Origin of the sequence: Alloyangia mangrovi (assembly GCF_002300555.2) — a bacterium.
Classification (GTDB): domain Bacteria; phylum Pseudomonadota; class Alphaproteobacteria; order Rhodobacterales; family Rhodobacteraceae; genus Salipiger; species Salipiger mangrovi.
Map to the genome: position 1 here is coordinate 16,983 of NZ_NTHN02000008.1, position 18,069 is coordinate 35,051.

At 68.4% G+C, this 18,069-nt stretch carries 18 protein-coding genes; 11 read left to right on the plus strand and 7 right to left on the minus strand.

All coding sequences use genetic code 11. The features are described from left to right. Window positions 1–23: 23 nt before the first annotated feature. Genes sufC through CLG85_RS06190 form a run of 5 tightly spaced genes read left to right on the plus strand, consistent with a single transcriptional unit; the run spans window position 24 to window position 4,359 of the window. The gene (gene sufC, locus CLG85_RS06170) at window positions 24–779 is read left to right on the plus strand and encodes a Fe-S cluster assembly ATPase SufC (RefSeq protein ID WP_260348580.1); all 756 of its coding nucleotides are present in this window, start codon (window positions 24–26) and stop codon (window positions 777–779) included. After that, the gene (gene sufD, locus CLG85_RS06175; protein WP_260348581.1) at window positions 779–2,059 is read left to right on the plus strand and encodes a Fe-S cluster assembly protein SufD; all 1,281 of its coding nucleotides are present in this window, start codon (window positions 779–781) and stop codon (window positions 2,057–2,059) included. The genes sufC and sufD overlap by 1 nt, the downstream gene beginning before the upstream one ends. After that, entirely contained in the window at window positions 2,059–2,568 is a 510-nt protein-coding gene (locus tag CLG85_RS06180; RefSeq protein WP_095881957.1) for a YIP1 family protein, read from the plus strand. Before sufD ends, CLG85_RS06180 begins: the two co-directional genes overlap by 1 nt. Next, complete coding sequence (locus CLG85_RS06185; RefSeq protein ID WP_095881958.1) at window positions 2,565–3,146, plus strand: YIP1 family protein; 582 nt, start codon at window positions 2,565–2,567, stop codon at window positions 3,144–3,146. The genes CLG85_RS06180 and CLG85_RS06185 overlap by 4 nt, the downstream gene beginning before the upstream one ends. After that, window positions 3,139–4,359 carry a cysteine desulfurase gene (locus CLG85_RS06190; protein ID WP_095881959.1) on the plus strand — a complete coding sequence of 407 codons (1,221 nt, stop codon included), beginning with the start codon at window positions 3,139–3,141 and terminating at the stop codon, window positions 4,357–4,359. Before CLG85_RS06185 ends, CLG85_RS06190 begins: the two co-directional genes overlap by 8 nt. A gap of 164 nt (window positions 4,360–4,523) precedes the next feature. On the opposite strand, the gene glmS is transcribed toward CLG85_RS06190, so the two are convergent. Both glmS and glmU read right to left on the minus strand, forming a co-directional pair. Next, window positions 4,524–6,341 carry a glutamine--fructose-6-phosphate transaminase (isomerizing) gene (gene glmS / locus CLG85_RS06195; protein WP_095881960.1) on the minus strand — a complete coding sequence of 606 codons (1,818 nt, stop codon included), beginning with the start codon at window positions 6,339–6,341 and terminating at the stop codon, window positions 4,524–4,526. Between the two features lie 4 nt (window positions 6,342–6,345). Continuing rightward, window positions 6,346–7,704, minus strand: coding sequence for a bifunctional UDP-N-acetylglucosamine diphosphorylase/glucosamine-1-phosphate N-acetyltransferase GlmU (glmU, locus tag CLG85_RS06200; RefSeq protein WP_095881961.1), 1,359 nt, complete (start codon window positions 7,702–7,704; stop codon window positions 6,346–6,348). A 121-nt stretch (window positions 7,705–7,825) separates the two neighbouring features. On the opposite strand from glmU, the gene CLG85_RS06205 reads away from it, so the two are divergent. The 4 genes from CLG85_RS06205 to CLG85_RS06220 all read left to right on the plus strand — a co-directional run bounded on the left by CLG85_RS06205 (window position 7,826) and on the right by CLG85_RS06220 (window position 11,832). Continuing rightward, complete coding sequence (locus tag CLG85_RS06205; RefSeq protein ID WP_095881962.1) at window positions 7,826–8,488, plus strand: HAD-IA family hydrolase; 663 nt, start codon at window positions 7,826–7,828, stop codon at window positions 8,486–8,488. A gap of 78 nt (window positions 8,489–8,566) precedes the next feature. After that, window positions 8,567–9,793: a DegT/DnrJ/EryC1/StrS family aminotransferase gene (locus CLG85_RS06210; RefSeq protein ID WP_095881963.1), complete on the plus strand. Its 1,227-nt coding sequence runs from the start codon at window positions 8,567–8,569 to the stop codon at window positions 9,791–9,793. Window positions 9,794–9,838: 45 nt separating this feature from the next. After that, on the plus strand, window positions 9,839–10,843 hold the full coding sequence (locus tag CLG85_RS06215; protein ID WP_260348583.1) for an XdhC family protein: 1,005 nt from the start codon (window positions 9,839–9,841) through the stop codon (window positions 10,841–10,843). Then, a complete protein-coding gene (locus CLG85_RS06220; RefSeq protein WP_260348584.1) occupies window positions 10,840–11,832 on the plus strand; it encodes a molybdopterin-binding protein in 993 nt (330 codons plus the stop codon). Before CLG85_RS06215 ends, CLG85_RS06220 begins: the two co-directional genes overlap by 4 nt. Before the next feature lie 164 nt (window positions 11,833–11,996). On the opposite strand, the gene infC is transcribed toward CLG85_RS06220, so the two are convergent. Beyond that, a complete protein-coding gene (gene infC, locus CLG85_RS06225) occupies window positions 11,997–12,581 on the minus strand; it encodes a translation initiation factor IF-3 (protein WP_311734964.1) in 585 nt (194 codons plus the stop codon). Window positions 12,582–12,761: 180 nt separating this feature from the next. Between infC and CLG85_RS06230 the strand changes: the two genes are divergently transcribed. Next, complete coding sequence (locus tag CLG85_RS06230) at window positions 12,762–13,334, plus strand: hypothetical protein (RefSeq protein WP_260348585.1); 573 nt, start codon at window positions 12,762–12,764, stop codon at window positions 13,332–13,334. Between the two features lie 198 nt (window positions 13,335–13,532). Next, window positions 13,533–14,174, plus strand: coding sequence for a hypothetical protein (locus CLG85_RS06235; protein WP_141244471.1), 642 nt, complete (start codon window positions 13,533–13,535; stop codon window positions 14,172–14,174). Between the two features lie 89 nt (window positions 14,175–14,263). Here the strand turns inward: CLG85_RS06235 and CLG85_RS06240 are convergent, their stop codons facing one another. The 4 genes from CLG85_RS06240 to CLG85_RS06255 form a co-directional block, all read right to left on the minus strand. Beyond that, complete coding sequence (locus CLG85_RS06240) at window positions 14,264–15,127, minus strand: ferredoxin--NADP reductase (RefSeq protein WP_095881335.1); 864 nt, start codon at window positions 15,125–15,127, stop codon at window positions 14,264–14,266. A 68-nt stretch (window positions 15,128–15,195) separates the two neighbouring features. Then, on the minus strand, window positions 15,196–15,573 hold the full coding sequence (locus tag CLG85_RS06245; protein WP_095881336.1) for a DUF934 domain-containing protein: 378 nt from the start codon (window positions 15,571–15,573) through the stop codon (window positions 15,196–15,198). Further along, window positions 15,570–16,361 carry a phosphoadenylyl-sulfate reductase gene (locus tag CLG85_RS06250; protein ID WP_095881337.1) on the minus strand — a complete coding sequence of 264 codons (792 nt, stop codon included), beginning with the start codon at window positions 16,359–16,361 and terminating at the stop codon, window positions 15,570–15,572. The genes CLG85_RS06245 and CLG85_RS06250 overlap by 4 nt, the downstream gene beginning before the upstream one ends. A gap of 4 nt (window positions 16,362–16,365) precedes the next feature. After that, window positions 16,366–18,033, minus strand: a complete 1,668-nt coding sequence (locus tag CLG85_RS06255) for a nitrite/sulfite reductase (RefSeq protein WP_095881338.1) — start codon at window positions 18,031–18,033, stop codon at window positions 16,366–16,368. Window positions 18,034–18,069 lie beyond the last annotated feature (36 nt).

Consider the following 18,069-nt stretch of genomic DNA (forward strand, 5'->3'; position numbering starts at 1 on the left):
CGCACCCCCAAGGAGGGAAACCTATGCTGGAAATCAAGAACCTTCAGGTGAAGCTGGAAGAAGAGGACAAGCAGATCCTCAAGGGTGTGGACCTGACCGTCGAAGCGGGCAAGGTGCATGCGATCATGGGGCCGAACGGCTCGGGCAAGTCGACCCTGTCTTATGTCCTGTCGGGCAAGGACGGCTACGAGGTGACCGGCGGCGAAGCCACGCTCGAAGGTCAGGACATCCTCGAGATGGAGCCCGAAGAGCGCGCCGCGGCCGGCCTCTTCCTCGCGTTCCAGTACCCGGTGGAAATCCCCGGCGTCGGCAACATGACCTTCCTACGCACCGCGGTGAACGCACAGCGCAAGGCCCGCGGCGAGGAAGAGATGTCCTCGACCGAGTTCCTCAAGGTCGTGCGCGAGAAGGCGAAATCGCTGAAGATCGACGCGGAGATGCTCAAGCGCCCGGTCAACGTCGGCTTCTCGGGCGGTGAGAAGAAGCGCAACGAGATCCTGCAGATGGCGATGCTCGAGCCGAAGATGTGCATCCTCGACGAGACCGACTCCGGCCTCGACGTCGACGCCATGAAGCTGGTCGCCGACGGCGTGAACGCGCTGCGCGGCGAAGGCCGCTCGTTCCTCGTGATCACCCACTACCAGCGCCTGCTCGACCACATCAAACCCGACGTGGTGCACATCATGGCCAACGGCCGCATCATCAAGACCGGTGGCCCCGAGCTGGCGCTCGAGGTCGAGAACAACGGCTACGCAGACCTGATCGAGGAGGAGGCGTAATGGCACTTCCCCAAGTCAAGCAGACCGCGACCGACGCGCGTCTGGCCGCGCTCAGCCTGCCCGAGGGCGGCTGGTCGCGCCCGGCCCGCGAGGCGGCGCTGGCGCGCGTGCAGGCCATGGGCCTGCCGGGCGGCCGTGACGAGTACTGGAAATACACCCGTCCCGACACGCTGACCGCCGTCGAGGCGCCCTCCGCTGCCGTGCTCGAGGTGGGCGACGAGGCGCCGGTCTTCAGCGCGCGCGACCGCCTCAAGGTGGTCTTCGTCGACGGCGTGTTCAGCGCCGAGGAGTCCGACGAGCTGGCCCTCGAGGGGCTGACCATCGAGCGTCTCGCCGAGGCTTCGGACATCCATTGGGCCAAGGACCTCTACGGCACGCTGGAAACCAATGGCCAGACGCCGGTCGAGCGCCCGCTCGCCGCGCTCAACACCGCCTTCGCGACCGACGGCCTGCTGATCCGCGTGACCGGCAAGGTCGAAAAGCCCGTGCACCTGCTCTATCGCCACGAGAGCGACAGCTCCGACGCGATCCTGCACCACGTGGTGAAGGTCGAAGAGGGCGGCGATGTGACGTTGCTTGAATCCGGCCCCGCCGCCGCGCGCTTCAACAAGGTGATCGAGGTCGATGTCGCCGATGGCGCGGGCTTCCACCACGTGCGCGTCCAGGGCCGCGACCACGAGCGCCGCGCCGCGACGCATATCTTCGGCCGCCTCGGCACCGAGAGCACCTTCAAGACCTTCACCCTCACGGTGAATGGCGTGCTGACCCGCAACGAGGCGGTGATCGAGCTGACCGGCGACGACGCCGCGGTGCATGTCGCGGGCGCCTGCATGGGCGACGGCGATTTCCACCACGACGACACGGTGTTCATCACCCATGACGCGGTGAACTGCGAAAGCCGGCAGATCTTCAAGAAGGTGCTGCGCAACGGCGCGACCGGCGTGTTCCAGGGCAAGATCCTCGTCAAGCCCGGCGCGCAGAAGACCGACGGCTACCAGATCAGCCAGTCGCTCCTTCTGGACGAGGACAGCCAGTTCCTCGCCAAGCCCGAGCTCGAGATCTACGCCGACGACGTGGCCTGCTCGCATGGCTCCACCTCGGGCGCGATCGACGAGGACGGTCTTTTCTACCTGCGTGCCCGCGGCGTGTCGCGTGGCACCGCCGAGGACCTGCTGACCATCGCCTTCATCGCGGAAGCGGTGCAGGAGGTTGAGGACGAGAGCATCCAGACCGAGATCAACGAGCTGGTCGCGGCCTGGTTGGGCCGTCGCCGCGGCTGATGTCGCTCTCGCGCGAGATTGCCGCCACCTACCGGGGGCCGGGCGCCGTGATGCGCCGCCTGCTGTCGCAGGGCCCCCGCGAGGACCGGGCGCTGATGCTCGCCATGGCAGCCTGCGCGATGTTCTTCGTCGCGCAGATGCCGGCGCTCGCGCGGCAGGCCTATCTCGAGGGCACCGAGCTCAACCCGCTCATGGGTGCCTCGCTGCTGGCCTGCATGGTGATCCTGCCGCTTGCGCTCTACGTGCTGGCGGCGCTGAGCCACCTCGTGGCGAGGCTCTTCCGCGGTCGGGGCACCGGCTACGGCGCGCGGCTGGCGCTGTTCTGGTCGCTGCTGGCGGCGAGCCCGCTGGCGCTGCTCAACGGGCTGGTGGCGGGCTTTGTCGGCGAGGGCGTGCAGCTCTCGCTGGTGGGGCTGCTGTGGTGCGCGGTCTTCCTCTGGTTCTGGATCAGCGGCCTCAGGGTCGCGGAATGGCCCGGTGACCGGATGGCCGAACGGCCCGCCGCATGACTGTGGCGGGCCTTCTTTCGCTGGCCTGGCAGACGGTGACGGCCCCGCGCGAGGTCGCGCGGATGCTGCTGGGCCTGCACCTGTCGCGCGAGGCGCTGCTGACCGGCTTCGGCCTCGTGGTGGCGCTGAACGCGCTGCTCGTCGGGCTGATGCAGCTCGGTGGCGAGCTCGGCTCCGTGGGTGGGCTGATGCCCGTGCCGATGGGGCTCTTGCTGGCGGTGATGCTGGCGGGCTCGATCGTCACGCTGACCTGGGCCGGACGCAGCTTCGGCGGAACCGCGCGTCTCGAGGACGTGGCCGTACTGCTGATTTGGCTGCAGGGCCTGCGCGCGCTGGCGCAGCTCGGGGTGGCGGTGATCGGCGTGGTCTCGGGCGGGCTGGCGGTGCTGCTGGTGCTGGTGGCGCTCTTCGTGGGGCTCTGGATCCTCGTCGCCTTCCTCGACGAGGCACATGGCTTCGGCAGCCCTTTAAAGGCGCTGCTGGTGCTGATACTCGCGACCCTGGCGCTGCTCGCGGCGCTGATGATGATTGTCTCCCTCCTGGGGGCAATGCCGAACGGGATGGCAAGCTATGTATGACGTGCAAAAAATCCGCGAAGACTTTCCGATCCTCTCCCGCGAGGTGAACGGCAAGCCGCTGGTCTATCTCGACAATGGCGCCTCGGCGCAGAAGCCGCAGGTGGTGATCGACGCGGTCACCCGCGGCTACGCCGAGGAATATTCCAACGTCCACCGCGGGCTGCACTACCTGTCGAACCTCGCCACCGAGAAATACGAGGGCGTGCGGAGCACCATCGCGCGCTTCCTCGGCGCCAAGGACGAGGAAGAGGTGGTCTTCACCAACGGCTCGACCATGGGCATCAACCTCGTCGCCTACGGCTGGGCTATGCCGCGCATGGAGGCCGGCGACGAGATCATCCTGTCGGTCATGGAGCATCACGCCAATATCGTGCCCTGGCACTTCCTGCGCGAGCGGCAGGGCGTGGTGATCAAATGGGTCGACGTGGACGCCACCGGCGCGCTCGACCCGCAGGCGGTGCTCGACGCGATAACCCCGAAGACCAAGCTGATCGCCGTCACGCAGGTGTCGAACGTGCTGGGCACCGTGGTCGACATCAAGACCATTGCCGCAGGCGCGCGCGAAAAGGGCGTGCCCGTGCTCGTCGACGGCTCGCAGGGTGCGGTGCACATGCCGGTCAACGTCGAGGATCTCGGCTGCGATTTCTACGCCATCACCGGCCACAAGCTCTACGGCCCCTCCGGCTCCGGCGCGATCTGGATCCGCCGCGAGCGCCAGGCCGAGATGCGCCCCTTCCTCGGCGGCGGAGACATGATCCGCGAGGTCCACAAGGACGGCATCATCTATGCCGAGCCGCCGATGAAGTTCGAGGCGGGCACCCCCGGCATCGTCCAGCAGATCGGCCTCGGCGTGGCGCTCGAGTACATGATGGACCTCGGCATGGAGAACATCGCCGCGCATGAGGCCAAGCTCGCCGAATATGCCGCCTCGAAGCTGCAGGGGCTGAACTGGCTCAACGTGCAGGGCACCACGCCCGGCAAGGCGGCGATCTTCTCCTTCACGCTCGACGGCGCGGCGCATGCGCATGACATCTCGACGATCCTCGACAAGAAGGGCGTCGCGGTGCGCGCGGGCCACCATTGCGCCGGTCCATTGATGGACCACCTCGGCGTCTCCGCGACCTGCCGCGCCTCCTTCGGGCTCTACAACACCGAGGCAGAGGTCGACACGTTGGTCGAGGCGCTGGAGCTGGCGCACGAGCTCTTCGCCTGACCCCGGCGACCCGCCCGGCTGTGCCGCCGGATGTGCGTATTTGAAAAGAGAAGAAGGCCCCGGGAGTCGCGCAGACTCCCGGGGCTTTCTTCTAGGTCGAAATATCCCGGGGGAGTCCGCGCAGCGGACGGGGGCAGCGCCCCCATCTCTGCCGGCCCTGCGGCTTATTCCACCGTCACCGATTTCGCGAGGTTGCGCGGCTGGTCCACGTCGGTGCCCTTGGCGATGGCGGCGTGGTAGGCCAGAAGCTGCGCGGGCAGCGCGTAGAGCAGCGGCGCGAGCCGCTCGTCCACGTCGGGCAGGGGAATGCTCTGCCAGATGCCGTCCCCGGCCTCCTCGATGCCGCGCGCGTCGGAGATCAGGCAGACCTTGCCGCCGCGCGCCATGACCTCCTGCATGTTCGACACGGTCTTGTCGAAGAGCCCGTCGCGCGGCGCCATGACGATGACCGGCACCGACTTGTCGATCAGCGCGATCGGCCCGTGCTTGAGCTCTCCGCTCGCATAGGCCTCGGCGTGGATGTAGCTGATTTCCTTCAGCTTCAGCGCGCCTTCGAGGGCCAGCGGATACATCATGCCGCGCCCCAGGAAGAGCACGTCGCGGGCCTCGGAGATCTTGCGGGCGGCCTCGGCGATGGCGCCGTCGCGGTCGAGCGCCGCGTTGAAGAGGCCGGGAAGGGCGCGAAGCTGCGCGAGCAGCTCGGACTTCTCGGCCGCGGCCATGCGCCCGCGCGCCTCGGCCGCCTTGATGGCGAGCAGCAAGAGCACGTTGAGCTGGCAGGTGAAGGCCTTGGTCGAGGCGACGCCGACCTCGACCCCGGCGTGGATCGGCAGCGCCAGATCGCTCTCGCGGGCGATGGTCGAGGTCTCGACATTGACCACCGAGGCGATCCGGTCGGCGCGCCCGGCGCAGTAGCGCAGCGCCGCCAGCGTGTCGGCGGTCTCGCCCGACTGGCTGACGAAGAGCGCCACGGTGCCCTTGGTGACGGGAGGCTCGCGGTAGCGGAACTCCGAGGCGATATCGACCTCGACCGGGATGCGGGCCAGTTTCTCGAACCAGTACTTGGCGGTCAGGCAGGCGTAATAGGCGGTGCCGCAGGCGACCAGCACCAGCCGGTCGACCTCGGTGAAATCGAGGCCCGGGGAGGGCAGGACAATCTCGTCACCCTTGAGGTAGGCGCCGAGCGCCTCGGCCAGCACGGTCGGCTGCTGGGCGATTTCCTTGGCCATGAAGTGCTTGTAGCCGGCCTTGTCGACCTGGGTCTGGTCGAGCCGCACGCGCTTTTCCTCGCGTTGCACCGGCGCGCCGCTCTCGTCGAAGATCTCCGCCCCGGCGCGGGTCACCACGGCCCAGTCGCCCTCTTCGAGATAGGTGATGCGGTCGGTCATCGGCGCGAGCGCAATCGCGTCCGAGCCCACGAACATCTCGCCGCTGCCGTGGCCGATGGCCAGCGGCGAGCCCTTGCGGGCGGCAACGATGAGATCCTCCTCGCCGTCGAAGAGGAAGGCCAGCGCGAAGGCGCCCTCCAGCCGTCCCAGCGCCTTCGAGGCGGCCTCGACCGGGGGCAGGCCGCTCTCGAGGTAGTGCGAGACCAGCATGGCGACGGTCTCGGTGTCGGTCTCGGTCTCGGGGGCGAGGCCGCATTCGGCCAGCTCGGCGCGCAGCTCGCGGAAGTTCTCGATGATGCCGTTGTGCACGACCGAGACCTTGCCCGCGCGGTGCGGGTGCGCGTTGCGCTCGGTCGGCGCGCCATGGGTGGCCCAGCGGGTGTGGCCGATGCCCGCCTTGCCGGCGAGCGGCTGGTGCACCAGCAGGTCCTGCAGGTTCACCAGCTTGCCGACCGCGCGGCGGCGGTCGAGTTTGCCGCCGTTCACCGTGGCGATGCCCGCGCTGTCGTAGCCGCGGTACTCGAGGCGTTTCAGCGCCTCGACCAGCATGGGGGCAACCTCGTGCTTGCCCAGGACGCCGACGATTCCGCACATGGTCTTATTCTCCTTTGGCGGTCTGCTGCGCCGCTTTCTTGGCCTTCAGCATGTCCCGGAGCCTGGTAGCGAACCCGGGCTTGGTCACCTGCTTGGTGCGTCCCAGCGCCAGCGCGCCGGCGGGCACATCCTCGGTCACCACCGAGCCCGAGCCGGTCATCGCGCCGTCGCCGACAGTGACCGGGGCGACCAGCATGGTGTCCGAGCCGATGAAGGCATTCTTGCCGATGGTGGTGCGGTGCTTGAAGAAACCGTCGTAGTTGCAGGTGATCGTGCCCGCGCCGATATTGGTGCGCTCACCGATGTCGGCATCGCCGATATAGGTGAGGTGGTTGGCCTTCACGCCCTCGGCGAGATAGGCGTTCTTCACCTCGACGAAGTTGCCCACGTGGACTTCCTCCGCCAGCTCGGCGCCGGGGCGCAGGCGGGCGTAGGGGCCGACGATGGCGCCGCGGCTGACGTGGCAGCCCTCGAGATGGCTGAAGGCGCGGATGCGCGCGCCGGTCTCGACGGTGACACCGGGGCCGAAGACCACGTTGGGCTCGATCTCTGCGTCGCGGCCGATGTAGGTATCCCAAGCGAAGAAGACCGTCTCGGGAGCGGTCATCAGCACGCCCTCGTCCAGCAGCTCTGCGCGCTTACGGGTCTGGAAGGCGGCCTCGGCGGCGCGCAGCTCGGCGCGGGAGTTGATGCCCAGCGTCTCGGCCTCGTCGCAGCGCACGACACCCGCCGAGAGGCCACGCGACCGGGCGATCTCGACGATGTCGGTGAGGTAGTATTCGCCCGCGGCGTTGTCGTTGCCCACGGCATCGACCAGCGCCATCAGCGTCGCCGCATCGGCGGCCACCACGCCCGAGTTGCAGAGCGTGATGGCGCGCTGCGCCTCGGAGGCATCCTTGAATTCGACGATCCGCTCCAGCGCGTCGCCCTGCGTCACCAGCCGCCCGTAGCGGCCCGGGTCGGCGGCCTCGAACCCCAGCACCACCACGTCGTGCTTGGCGCGCGCCTCGCGCATCGCCTCGAGCGTGGCCTCGGTTATGAAGGGCGTGTCGCCGTAGAGCACCAGCGCGTCACCCTCGAAGCCATCGAGCGCGGGCTTGGCCTGCGCCACCGCATGGGCGGTGCCGAGCTGCTCTTCCTGGATGACCACCTGCGCCTCGGGGGCGAAGTCGGTCGCCGAGGCCTCGACCTCGGCGGCGCCATGGCCGGCCACGACCACCGAGCGCGCGGGCTCCAGTGCCTGGCCGGCGCGCAGCGCATGCCACAGCAGCGGGGCTTGGGCGAGGCGGTGGAGGACCTTGGGGAGATCGGACTCCATGCGGGTGCCCTTGCCTGCGGCAAGGAGGATCAGGGCGAGGCTCATGCGGTTTCCTGTTTGTCTTCTGCCTGCGCCCGTTTTATCCGCTTGGGGCAGGGGGGGCAAGGTGCCCCGGGTCACGTTGGATTTCAGCCTGTGACAGGGCGCGGCGGAAGGGACAAGCAGAATGCGTACGGTGGTCTTCGATCTCGATGGCACGCTTGCCGACACCAGCGGCGACCTGATCGCCGCCGCCAATGCCTGCTTCGAGGGGATGGGGCTGGAGGTGCGGCTCGACCCGGTGGCGGACGCGGGCATCGCGGTGAAGGGCGGGCGGGCGATGCTCACCGCCGGGCTCGACCGCGCCGGTGCCTTCTGCGAGGAGCGCATCGCCCGCTGGTATCCCGAGCTGCTGACTGTCTACGGCGAAGCCATCGACCGCTACACCCGTTTCTACCCCGGCGCGCTTGACGCAGTGCAAGGGCTGCGCGACGCGGGCTACAAGGTCAGCATCTGCACCAACAAGCCCGAGGGGCTGGCCGAGACGCTGATGCAGCGTATGGGCGCGCGCGGCCATTTCGATGCGCTCATCGGGGCGGACACGCTGCCGGTCCGAAAACCCGACCCCGCGCCCTATGTGGCGGCGGTAGAACGTGCGGGCGGACAGGTGGCGCAGAGCCTTCTGGTCGGCGATACGGCGACCGACCGGAATACCGCGCGGGCGGCGGGCGTGCCCTGCATCCTCGTCGGCTTCGGCCCCGATGGCGAGGCCGTCTCGGCGCTGGACCCCGAGGCGATGATCAGCCATTTCGACGAGCTCGCCGGGGCGGTGGCGCGGCTCATCGGCTGAGGCGCCCGGCAGGCGCGCGCAGATCGGTGTGTGCCCTTGCGCATTGACCGCGCGGCAGCGCGGGCGCATCAATGCCGCATGACCGAGCACCCGAAGACCGCAACCCTCACGGCCGAACGTTTCACCGGCAGCTTCACCCAGCAGGAGCCGATCCCCGAGGCCGGGATCGCCGCCGCGCTCGAGGTGCTGCGCCATGGCCGGTTGCACCGCTACAACACCGCCGCCGGAGAGATTGCCGAGACCGCGCTGCTCGAACAGGAGTTCGCCGCCTTTACGGGCGCGCGCTACTGCGTGGCGGTGGCCTCGGGCGGCTACGCGCTCGGCTGCGCCCTGCGTGCGCTCGAGGTGCAGCCCGGCGACAAGGTCCTGACCAACGCCTTCACCCTCGCGCCGGTGCCGGGGGCGATCGCCGCGCTGGGGGCGGTGCCGGTCTTCGTCGGGGTGACCGAGGATCTGGTGATCGATCTCGACGATCTCGCCGCCAAGCTGCCGCAGGCCAGGGTGCTGATGCTCAGCCACATGCGAGGGCACATCTGCGACATGGACCGGCTGATGACCCTCTGCGACGCCGCCGGGGTGCGGGTGATCGAGGATTGCGCCCATACCATGGGGGCGACCTGGAACGGCACGCCCTCGGGCCGGCACGGGGCGATGGGCTGCTACTCGACGCAGACCTACAAGCACATGAACTCGGGCGAGGGCGGCTTTCTTGTCACCGACGACGAGGAGCTGGCCGCCCGCGCGGTGATGCTCTCGGGCAGCTACATGCTCTACGAGCGGCACCTCGCGGCACCGGGGCCGGAGGTCTTCGAACGGGTGAAATACGTCACCCCAAACGTCTCGGGCCGGATGGACAACCTGCGCGCCGCCCTGCTGCGCCCGCAGCTTGGCGACCTTCCGGCGCAGATCGACCGCTGGAACGAGCGCTACCGCGTCGTTGAGGCGGGTCTGCGCGGCACACCGGGGCTCACGCTGATCGAGCGCCCCGCGCCCGAGCGCTTCGTCGGCTCTTCGATCCAGGCGTTGCTTCTCGACTGGGCGCCCGAGGCGATCCGCGAGGTACTGGCGCGCTGCGCGGCGCGCGGCGTCGAGCTGAAATGGTTCGGCGGACGGGAACCCGTCGCTTTCACTTCGCGTTACGACAGCTGGCGCTACGCGCCGTCCGAGCCCATGCCCGCCACCGACCGAATCCTGACCGGCATCCTCGACATGCGCCTGCCACTGACCTTCAGCCTCGACGACTGCGCGCTGATCTCGAGGATCATCCGCGCCGAGGTCTCGGCGGTCTACCAGCGGGCGGGCTGAGCGGCGCAGACAACGACCCAGACCGGACGCGGAGGAGCGTTTGTGATGACCAAGCACACGACAGACCCGAAGGCAACGACCATCCGAGACTTCGACGCCATACCCGAAACCGCGCTCGCCTGGCACCGAGAGGGCCGCAGGGCCGCGCTGGCCACGGTTATCCAGACCTGGGGCTCGGCGCCGCGCCGCACCGGCGCCCAGCTCGCCATCTCCGGCAGCGGCGAGATCGAGGGCTCGGTCTCCGGCGGCTGCGTCGAGGGGGCGGTGATCACCGAGGCGCTGGAGGCGCTCGACGAGGGCAAGTCCCGCGAGCTGGAATTCGGCGTCTCGGACGACGATGCCTTCGCCGTCGGCCTCGCCTGCGGCGGCACCATCCGCGTGCTGGTCGAGCCGGTTGGCTCGGCGCTGCCCGAGGCGCTGCTCGCCGAGCTCTGCGAGGCCCGCGCCGCGCGCAGGCCCGTGGCCTATGTGGTCGACCTCGACAGCCAGACGCGCGCGCTTGCCTACGATGGGCACGAGCCCGCCTTCCGCATGGACCGCTCAGGCTTTGTCGAGGACAGCCGCAGCTTCGTCGCCATCCACAACCCGCCGCTGCGGCTGCTGGTCGTCGGCGCGGTGCATATCGCGCAGGCGCTGTTGCCGATGGCGCGCATCGCCGGCTACGATCCGGTGCTCATCGACCCGCGCGGCGCCTTCGGCTCCGAGGCGCGCTTTCCGGGCGAGACGATCCTCGACGACTGGCCCGACGAGGCTGTTACCAAGCTGGGCCTCGACACGCGCACCGCGCTGGTTCTGCTCACGCATGACCCCAAGCTCGATGATCCGGCGATCGAGGCGGCGCTGCGCAGCAAGGTCTTCTACATCGGCGCCCTCGGCTCCACCCGCACCCACGCCAAGCGTGTGGCGCGGCTGACCGAGGCTGGCTTCACCGAAGCAGAGATCGCGCTGATCCACGGCCCCATCGGCCTCGACATCGGCGCCTCGGGCCCGGCCGAGATCGCCGTGTCGATCCTCGCCGAGATGACCCGGGTGCTGAGGACCGGCGCATGAAATTCGGACCGGTGGCACTGACCGCGGCCGAGGGCGCGGTGCTGGCCCATTCGGTCGCGCTGCCCGGATCGAAGCTGAAGAAAGGCCATGTGCTGACCGGGGCCGACCTCGGCAGGATGCGGAATGCGGGGCTCACCGAGGTGATCGTCGCGCGGCTGGAGCCCGGCGACGTGCCCGAGGACGCGGCGGCGCAGCGGCTGGCCGAGGCGCTGCTGCCCGATCCCGCTGGCGCGCAGCTCCGCATCGGGCCGGCGACCACCGGGCGGGTCAACCTGCACGCGCTCGGCCCCGGCGTGCTCGAGGTCGATGCCGCGCGGATCGACGCGGTGAACGCGGTGCACCCGATGATCACCGTGGCGACCCTGCGCCCTTGGCAGCGCTGCGCACCGCGGGCGATGGTGGCGACGGTGAAGATCATTTCCTACGCTGTTCCGGAGGTCGCGCTCGAGGCCGCCTGCGCCGCGGCCCGGGGCGGGGCGCTGCGCCTGCACGGGCCGGTGGCGAGGACCGCCACGCTGATCGAGACCGAGGTCGGCGGCGATCCCGGCGACAAGGGCCGCCGCGCCACCCGCGCGCGGCTCGAGCGATTCGGCACCGAGCTCGGTCCTCGGGTGCTGGTCCCGCACCGGACCGAGTCTCTGGCGCAGGCGCTCCGCGAGGCGCCGGGCGACATCCTCCTGATCCTCACCGGCTCGGCCACCTCCGACCTGCATGACGTCGCCCCCGGGGCGCTGCGCGCGGCGGGCGGCGAGGTCAGCCATTTCGGCATGCCGGTCGATCCCGGCAACCTGCTGTTCTTCGGAGAGCTGCAGGGGCGCCCGGTGATCGGCCTGCCGGGCTGCGCCCGCTCGCCGGCGATCAACGGCGCGGACTGGGTGCTCGAGCGGCTGATCTGCGGCCAGCGGGTCACCCCCGGGCAGATCGCCGCCATGGGCGTTGGCGGTCTGCTGAAAGAGCCCCCCTCCCGCCCGCGCCCGCGCGAGGGCTGAGCGCGCCGCGCCCGGTCTTTCTTCTAGGCAGAAATATCCCGGGGGAGTCCGCCGCAGGCGGGCGGGGGCAGCGCGCGAACCACCCCGCAAAAAAAGCAAAACCCGCCGGCGGCAGCGCGGCGGGTTTCCCTCGTCGGACCCGTTTCCGGATCGCGGATCGGTGGTTACTTTGCAGCCGGACCGATCATCATGACCATCTGGCGGCCTTCCATCTTGGGCATGTTCTCGACCTTGCCCACTTCCTTGACGTCTTCCGCCACGCGCTCGAGCAGTTCACGGCCAAGGTTCTGGTGCGCCATCTCGCGGCCGCGGAACCGCAGGGTGATCTTCACCTTGTCGCCGCCTTCGAGGAACTTCAGCACGTTGCGCATCTTGACGTCATAGTCGTGCGTGTCGGTGCCGGGGCGGAATTTGACTTCCTTGACCTCAATGGTCTTCTGCTTCTTGCGCGCTTCGCTCTCACGCTTCTGCTGTTCGTACTTGAACTTGCCGAAGTCCATGATCTTGCAGACGGGCGGCTTGGCGTTGGGCGAGATCTCGACCAGATCGAGCCCCGCTTCCTCTGCCATCTCCATTGCGCGAGCAGGAGTCTGCACACCGAGGTTTTCACCTTCGGCGCCGATCAGGCGGATTTCAGGAGCCCGGATGCGATCGTTGACGCGGGGGCCGGTGTCGCGCGTCGGGGGCGCGTTGTGAGGTCTGCGAGCTATGGTTTTCGTCCTTTGTTGCCGTGTCTCGTAGGCGCGCAAAGTAGTGCTGCGGGGCGGGTGTTTCAAGCGGCAATTGGCCGAAACCGCGGCAAGTCGGGCCTCAACCCGCTCATCTGGGGCGCGAGGCGCCGCCGATGCACCGGGCCGCGGGTGATCGTGGCAATGTGAATGCCTATCTCACACCGACGCGACACTCACGCGAGACTGGAGACATATGAGATGAGACAAGCGATTCTGATCGTCGGGGCCATCGTGCTGCTCGGCTTCCTGGTATTCGGTATGCGCGGCGGCGACGAGGGCGTCCCCGTCGAGAGCGACCAGGCGGTGACCGGGACTGTCGATGACAGCATGGACAAGGCGGGTGCCGAGGCGGATGCCGCGGCCGAGAGCGCCGGGCGGACGCTCGAGCAGGCGGCCGATGATGCGGCTGCCGCCGGGCGCGAGGCCATGGACAAGGCGGGCGAGGCCGCCGATGACGCGATGGCGGCGATTTCCGATGCGGCGGGCAAGGCGGCGGACACCGTGAAGGGCGCGGCGGACGCGGTGGGCGAGACCGCCAAGGATGCGATGGCTTCGGCCGAGGGCGCGATGGACAATGCCGGCGCCACGGCAGGGGATGCGATGCACAGCGCCTCCGAAACCGGCGCCGAGGTGGCCCGGATGACGACGAGCAACTGCACGAGCTCTTCACGGTCGAGGGTTTCGACTATGACAAGGCCGTGGCCTATATCGAGCAGTCCGACCTTGGCTTTGCCGCCAAGGAGGCGACGAAGTCGGCGCTGGCCTCGGTGAAGGACGCGCCGGACCAGCTCGCCGCGGTGCTGGAAGAGGCGCGCGATCGGCTCGGCCTCTGAGCAGCGCTAGGGCTGCCGATCGGCTGACACAGAATTTTTCTGCCCGTGCTGGATTTCTGTCTGGCACGGGATGATCCATGCACCCTATTGTGCCGTACTTCCCGCAAACAAGTTCCACGCTCCGAGACAGATCACAATGGCGATCCGTAGAACTGACATGCCGCACCGCTGGCTGCCCTTGGTCCTTTCGCTCTCTGCCCTTCTCCTCGTGGGGGCCGTTCTGGCGGGGTGGCTTTTGGGGGTCGAAGTGCTGGTGCGCGGCGCTCCGAACCGCGCGGCCATGGTGCCGAGCACGGCGATCACCTTCGGCCTGCTGTTTTCGGGGCTCCTGATCCACCTGCAGCGCCAGCCCTTGCGCGGCGCGGTGCTGGCCTGTGCGGCTATTGCGGCAGGGGTGGCGCTGACCAACTCCATCGTCATTCAGCTTGGCGGCGGCGGGCTGGACGTGCTGGCCGAGACGCGCGCGCCGTCGGACCGCATGTCGCCGGGCACGATTGCCGGCCTGATCGTCGCGGCGCTCGGGCTTGCGGGCCTGTGCAGCGCGCGGCTCTGCCGGGCCGAGGTCCCGGTGCTCTCGGCCATGGCCGGGCTCTCGGGGATCGTCGCGGTGCTCTTCGTGCACAATTTCCACCGTGGCTCGCCGCTGGCGCTGCCCTTCGTCGAGGCAATGTCAATCTACACGGCGCTCTGCCTTTTGATCTTTTTCGCCGCGCTCTTGCTGGTGGCGCTTGACCCTTCGGCCGAGCGGCAGCGCCGCGCGCGCCCGGCGCGCAGTTGACCGCTTCACACGCGGCGCAGGGTACGTCCGCAATGCAAAAAAAGCCCCGGCAGTGCCGGGGCTTTCCAATACTTCAGGGTAACACGTTCTCAGTCGAGGAAGGCCTTTTCCACCACGTAGTGCTTGGGGTCCGAGTTGGCGCCTTCTTCGAGGCCGTAATCCTCGAACATCTGCTTCAGCTCGAGGTTGAAGGCAAGGTTGCCGCAGATCATCGCGCGGTCGGTCTCGGGGTTCAGGGGCGCGACGCCGAGATCGGCAAAGGCTTCGCCCGAGCGCATCAGGTCGGTGATGCGGCCCATCTTGGGGCTCTCCTCGCGGGTGGTCGTCGGGTAGTACTTGATCTTCTTCCAGAAGCCCTCGCCGATCACCTCGTTGAGCAGTTCGTCTGTCTTCAGGCTCTCGATCAGCTCGGCGCCATAGGTCAGCTCGCCCGCCTCGCGGCAGGTGTGGGTGATGATGATCTCGTCGTAATCCTCGTAGGTCTGCGGCTCGCGCAGCAGCGAGGCGAAGGGCGCGAAGCCGGTGCCGGTGGCGAAGAACCAGATGCGCTTGCCGGGCAGCAGCGCGTCATGCACCAGCGTGCCGACGGGCTTGGGGCGGAGGATGACCTCGTCGCCGACCTTGATGTGCTGGAGCTTCGAGGTGAGCGGGCCGTCCTGCACCTTGATCGAGTAGAACTCCAACTCCTCGTCCCAGGAGGGCGAGGCGATGGAATAGGCGCGCAGGAGCGGCTTTTGCTTGCCGGTCTTGGGGTCGGGATCGCCCATCAGGCCGATCATCACGAACTCGCCCGAGCGGAAGCGCAGGCTGGCGGGGCGGGTGACGCGGAAGGAGAACAGCCGGTCGGTCCAGTGCTTCACGAAGGTGACGGTCTGGGCGTCGGGAAGCACCATCTTCTTCGGCGCATCGGCTTTCGCTGCAGTGGCTTCGTTCACGGGTTTCAACTCTGTCATGATGTCTCTCGCCGGCGCGGGGCCGGTCCCTTGGCTATATCGTCGATGCAGGTCAGGGGAAAGGCGTCTTAGCCGCGCACCCGCGACTGGTAGTCGTGCTTTTGCCAGTTCGCGCGGAATTTCCACTCGTCCTCGGGCTGGCGGGCGGCCAGCTCGTCCGAGATCTCGATCTCGTCGAAGCCCGAGCGCCGGGCCATGGCGTATTGGTCCGAGATCACGTGGCCGGCGGCGCGCAGCGTGCCGGTGTAGCCGCGCAGGCGCAGCAGGCGCGCCAGCGTGAAGCCGCGGCCATCGGCGAAGCTGGGGAAGGCAATGCGCACGTGGATGGCGTTGTGCGGCACTTCCAGCGTCGCGGGGTCGGTGTCGGAGGGCAGGTCCAGCACGGGGGTGTCCTGATCTGCCCAGCTGTCCGGGCCGAAGCCCTCGTCGGTCACGATGACGGTCATTGGCTCTGTCCTTCTCTCACGGCCTGGCCATTCACGAAATGGATGCCGCATTCAACCTTGTCTTCGCCGCGCCAGCGTCCGGCGCGGGGGTCCTCTCCGGGCGCGACCTTGCTGGTGCAGGGCGCGCAGCCGATGGAGGGGTAGCCCTGCGCCACCAGCGGGTGCCGGGGCAGGCGGTTCTCGTCCATGTAGGCGCCGATGTCCTCGGGCGCCCAATGCGCCATGGGGTTCACCTTGATGCGCCCGGTTTCCTCTTCGAGCTCGAAGAACTCGAGGCCCGCGCGGGTCTTCGACTGATAGCGCTTGCGCCCGGTGATCCAGCCGTCGAAGCCGCCGAGCGCCTGTTCGAGCGGGAAGGTCTTGCGCAGGGCGCAGCAGGCGTCCTTGTCCGAGAAGCGCAGCGCGCCGTAGGGGTCGCGGGACTGCAGCAGCGCCTCATCGGTGCGGATCACCCGCACGTCCGACAGCCGCAGCCGCTCGGAGACCTCGAGCTGATACTCCAGCGTCTCGGCAAACAGCAGCCGCGTGTCGATGAAGAGCACCGGCGTCGTCCGGTCCACCACCGCCACGAGATGCAGCAGCGCCACCGATTCCGCCCCGAAGGACGAGACCATGGCGATGCGCCCCGCCTCGGGATCGCGCAGGGCCCCCTCCAGCACCGCGGTCGCTCCGTGGTGCCGGTAGCGCGCGTTCAGCGCGTCGACCCGCGCGCGCAGCTCTGCCAGCTCATCCGGCAGCAGAGCCTTCGCGCCTGTCTCGGGCGTGTTGGGAGGGAGTTGGAGGGTCATCGCCTCAGGCTGCCTCGGCGTTCTTCTCGGTCTCGTAGAGCGCTTCCTTGAAGGGCGCCATGCCGAGCCGGCGATAGGCTTGAAGGAAGGTCTCCTCGGGGCTCTCGCGCTGGTCGAGGTAGGCGTCCACCAGCCGCTCGATGGCGGGCACGATCTCCTCGTAGGAGAAGCCCGGACCGGTGCGCTCGCCGAGCGCGGCGGTCTCGGTGGCGTCGCCCCCGAGGGTGATCTGGTAGGTCTCGACGCCGCCGCGATCCAGCCCGAGGATGCCGATATGGCCCACGTGGTGGTGGCCGCAGGCGTTGATGCAGCCAGAGATCTTGATCTTCAGGTCGCCGATCTCGTGCTCGGTCTTCAGCTCGTCGAAGCGGGTGGCGATCTGCGTGGCGATCGGGATCGAGCGGGCCGTCGCCAGCGCGCAGTAGTCCATGCCGGGGCAGGCGATGATGTCAGAGATCTTGCCGATGTTGGCAGTCGCGAGCCCGTGCGCCTTGAGGATCTGGTGCAGCTGCGGCAGGTCCGACTTGTGGACGTGCGGCAGGATCACGTTCTGCTCGTGCGAGATGCGCAGCTCGTCGTGGCCGAAGCGCTCGGCGAGGTCCGCCAGCACGCGCATCTGCTCGGCCGAGGCATCGCCCGGGGTCTGGCCATGTGCCTTCAGCGAGACCTGCACGATGGCGTAGCCCGGCGCCTTGTGCTGCGCGAGGTTGGTGTCGGCCCAGGAACGGAACACCGGATCGGCGTCATAGGCGGCGGTGAAGTCGTCCTCGGGCGCATTGCGGAAGGCCGGCGGTTGGAAGCTGAGCTTGATCTCTTCGAAAAGGTCAAGATCGGCACCGTTGAAAGCCGCCTTGGTCTCGGCAAAGCGGGCTTCCACGAGGCGTTGGATTTCCTCGATTCCGTGCTCGTGCACGGTGATCTTGATGCGCGCCTTGTACTTGTTGTCGCGGCGACCGAGCAGGTTCCAGACCGACACGGTGGCCTCGACGAAGGGCAGCAGGTCTTCCTGCGGCACGAAGTCCGACAGCACCTTGCCGATCATCGGCGTGCGGCCGAGGCCGCCACCGACGAGCACCCGGTAGCCGATCTGGCCGTCCTTCGAGACGATCTCGATGCCGATATCATGCGCCTTGATCACCGCGCGGTCGTTCGGCGCGCCGGTGACGGCGATTTTGAACTTGCGCGGCAGGAACTGGAACTCGGGGTGGTCGGTGGACCACTGGCGCAGCAGTTCGGCCACCGGGCGCGGGTCGGCGATCTCGTCGGCGGCGGCGCCGGCGAAATGGTCCGCGGTCACGTTGCGGATGGTGTTTCCGCTCGTCTGGATGGCGTGCAGGTTCACCTCGGCCAGCGCGTCGAGCATGTCCGGCACGTCCGACAGCTTCGGCCAGTTGTACTGGATATTCTGGCGGGTGGTGAAATGGCCGTAGCCCTTGTCCCACTTCTCGGCCAGCAGCGCGAGCTGGCGCATCTGCGCGCTCGACAGGGTGCCATAAGGGATCGCCACACGCAGCATGTAGGCATGCAGTTGCAGGTAGAGACCGTTCATCAGGCGCAGCGGCTTGAACTCGTCCTCGGTGAGGTTGCCGGCGATGCGGCGCTCGACCTGGGCCCGGAACTGGCGGTTGCGTTCCTGGATGAAGGCGGTGTCGAACTCGGTGTAGCGGTACATCTGGGTCTCCTGCGTCTGGCCTGGTCGCTGCGTGGG

Bases quoted from the DNA above. Each gene is read 5' to 3' on its own strand.
- CLG85_RS06245 (WP_095881336.1), bottom strand. From the start codon at position 15,573: ATGACCGTCATCGTGACCGACGAGGGCTTCGGCCCGGACAGCTGGGCA.
- CLG85_RS06235 (WP_141244471.1), top strand. From the start codon at position 13,533: ATGGCGATCCGTAGAACTGACATGCCGCACCGCTGGCTGCCCTTGGTC.
- CLG85_RS06210 (WP_095881963.1), top strand. From the start codon at position 8,567: ATGACCGAGCACCCGAAGACCGCAACCCTCACGGCCGAACGTTTCACC.
- CLG85_RS06230 (WP_260348585.1), top strand. From the start codon at position 12,762: ATGAGACAAGCGATTCTGATCGTCGGGGCCATCGTGCTGCTCGGCTTC.
- CLG85_RS06250 (WP_095881337.1), bottom strand. From the start codon at position 16,361: ATGACCCTCCAACTCCCTCCCAACACGCCCGAGACAGGCGCGAAGGCT.
- CLG85_RS06240 (WP_095881335.1), bottom strand. From the start codon at position 15,127: ATGACAGAGTTGAAACCCGTGAACGAAGCCACTGCAGCGAAAGCCGAT.
- CLG85_RS06185 (WP_095881958.1), top strand. From the start codon at position 2,565: ATGACTGTGGCGGGCCTTCTTTCGCTGGCCTGGCAGACGGTGACGGCC.
- CLG85_RS06180 (WP_095881957.1), top strand. From the start codon at position 2,059: ATGTCGCTCTCGCGCGAGATTGCCGCCACCTACCGGGGGCCGGGCGCC.
- sufC (WP_260348580.1), top strand. From the start codon at position 24: ATGCTGGAAATCAAGAACCTTCAGGTGAAGCTGGAAGAAGAGGACAAG.
- CLG85_RS06205 (WP_095881962.1), top strand. From the start codon at position 7,826: ATGCGTACGGTGGTCTTCGATCTCGATGGCACGCTTGCCGACACCAGC.
- glmU (WP_095881961.1), bottom strand. From the start codon at position 7,704: ATGAGCCTCGCCCTGATCCTCCTTGCCGCAGGCAAGGGCACCCGCATG.
- glmS (WP_095881960.1), bottom strand. From the start codon at position 6,341: ATGTGCGGAATCGTCGGCGTCCTGGGCAAGCACGAGGTTGCCCCCATG.
- sufD (WP_260348581.1), top strand. From the start codon at position 779: ATGGCACTTCCCCAAGTCAAGCAGACCGCGACCGACGCGCGTCTGGCC.
- CLG85_RS06220 (WP_260348584.1), top strand. From the start codon at position 10,840: ATGAAATTCGGACCGGTGGCACTGACCGCGGCCGAGGGCGCGGTGCTG.
- CLG85_RS06190 (WP_095881959.1), top strand. From the start codon at position 3,139: ATGTATGACGTGCAAAAAATCCGCGAAGACTTTCCGATCCTCTCCCGC.
- CLG85_RS06215 (WP_260348583.1), top strand. From the start codon at position 9,839: ATGACCAAGCACACGACAGACCCGAAGGCAACGACCATCCGAGACTTC.
- CLG85_RS06255 (WP_095881338.1), bottom strand. From the start codon at position 18,033: ATGTACCGCTACACCGAGTTCGACACCGCCTTCATCCAGGAACGCAAC.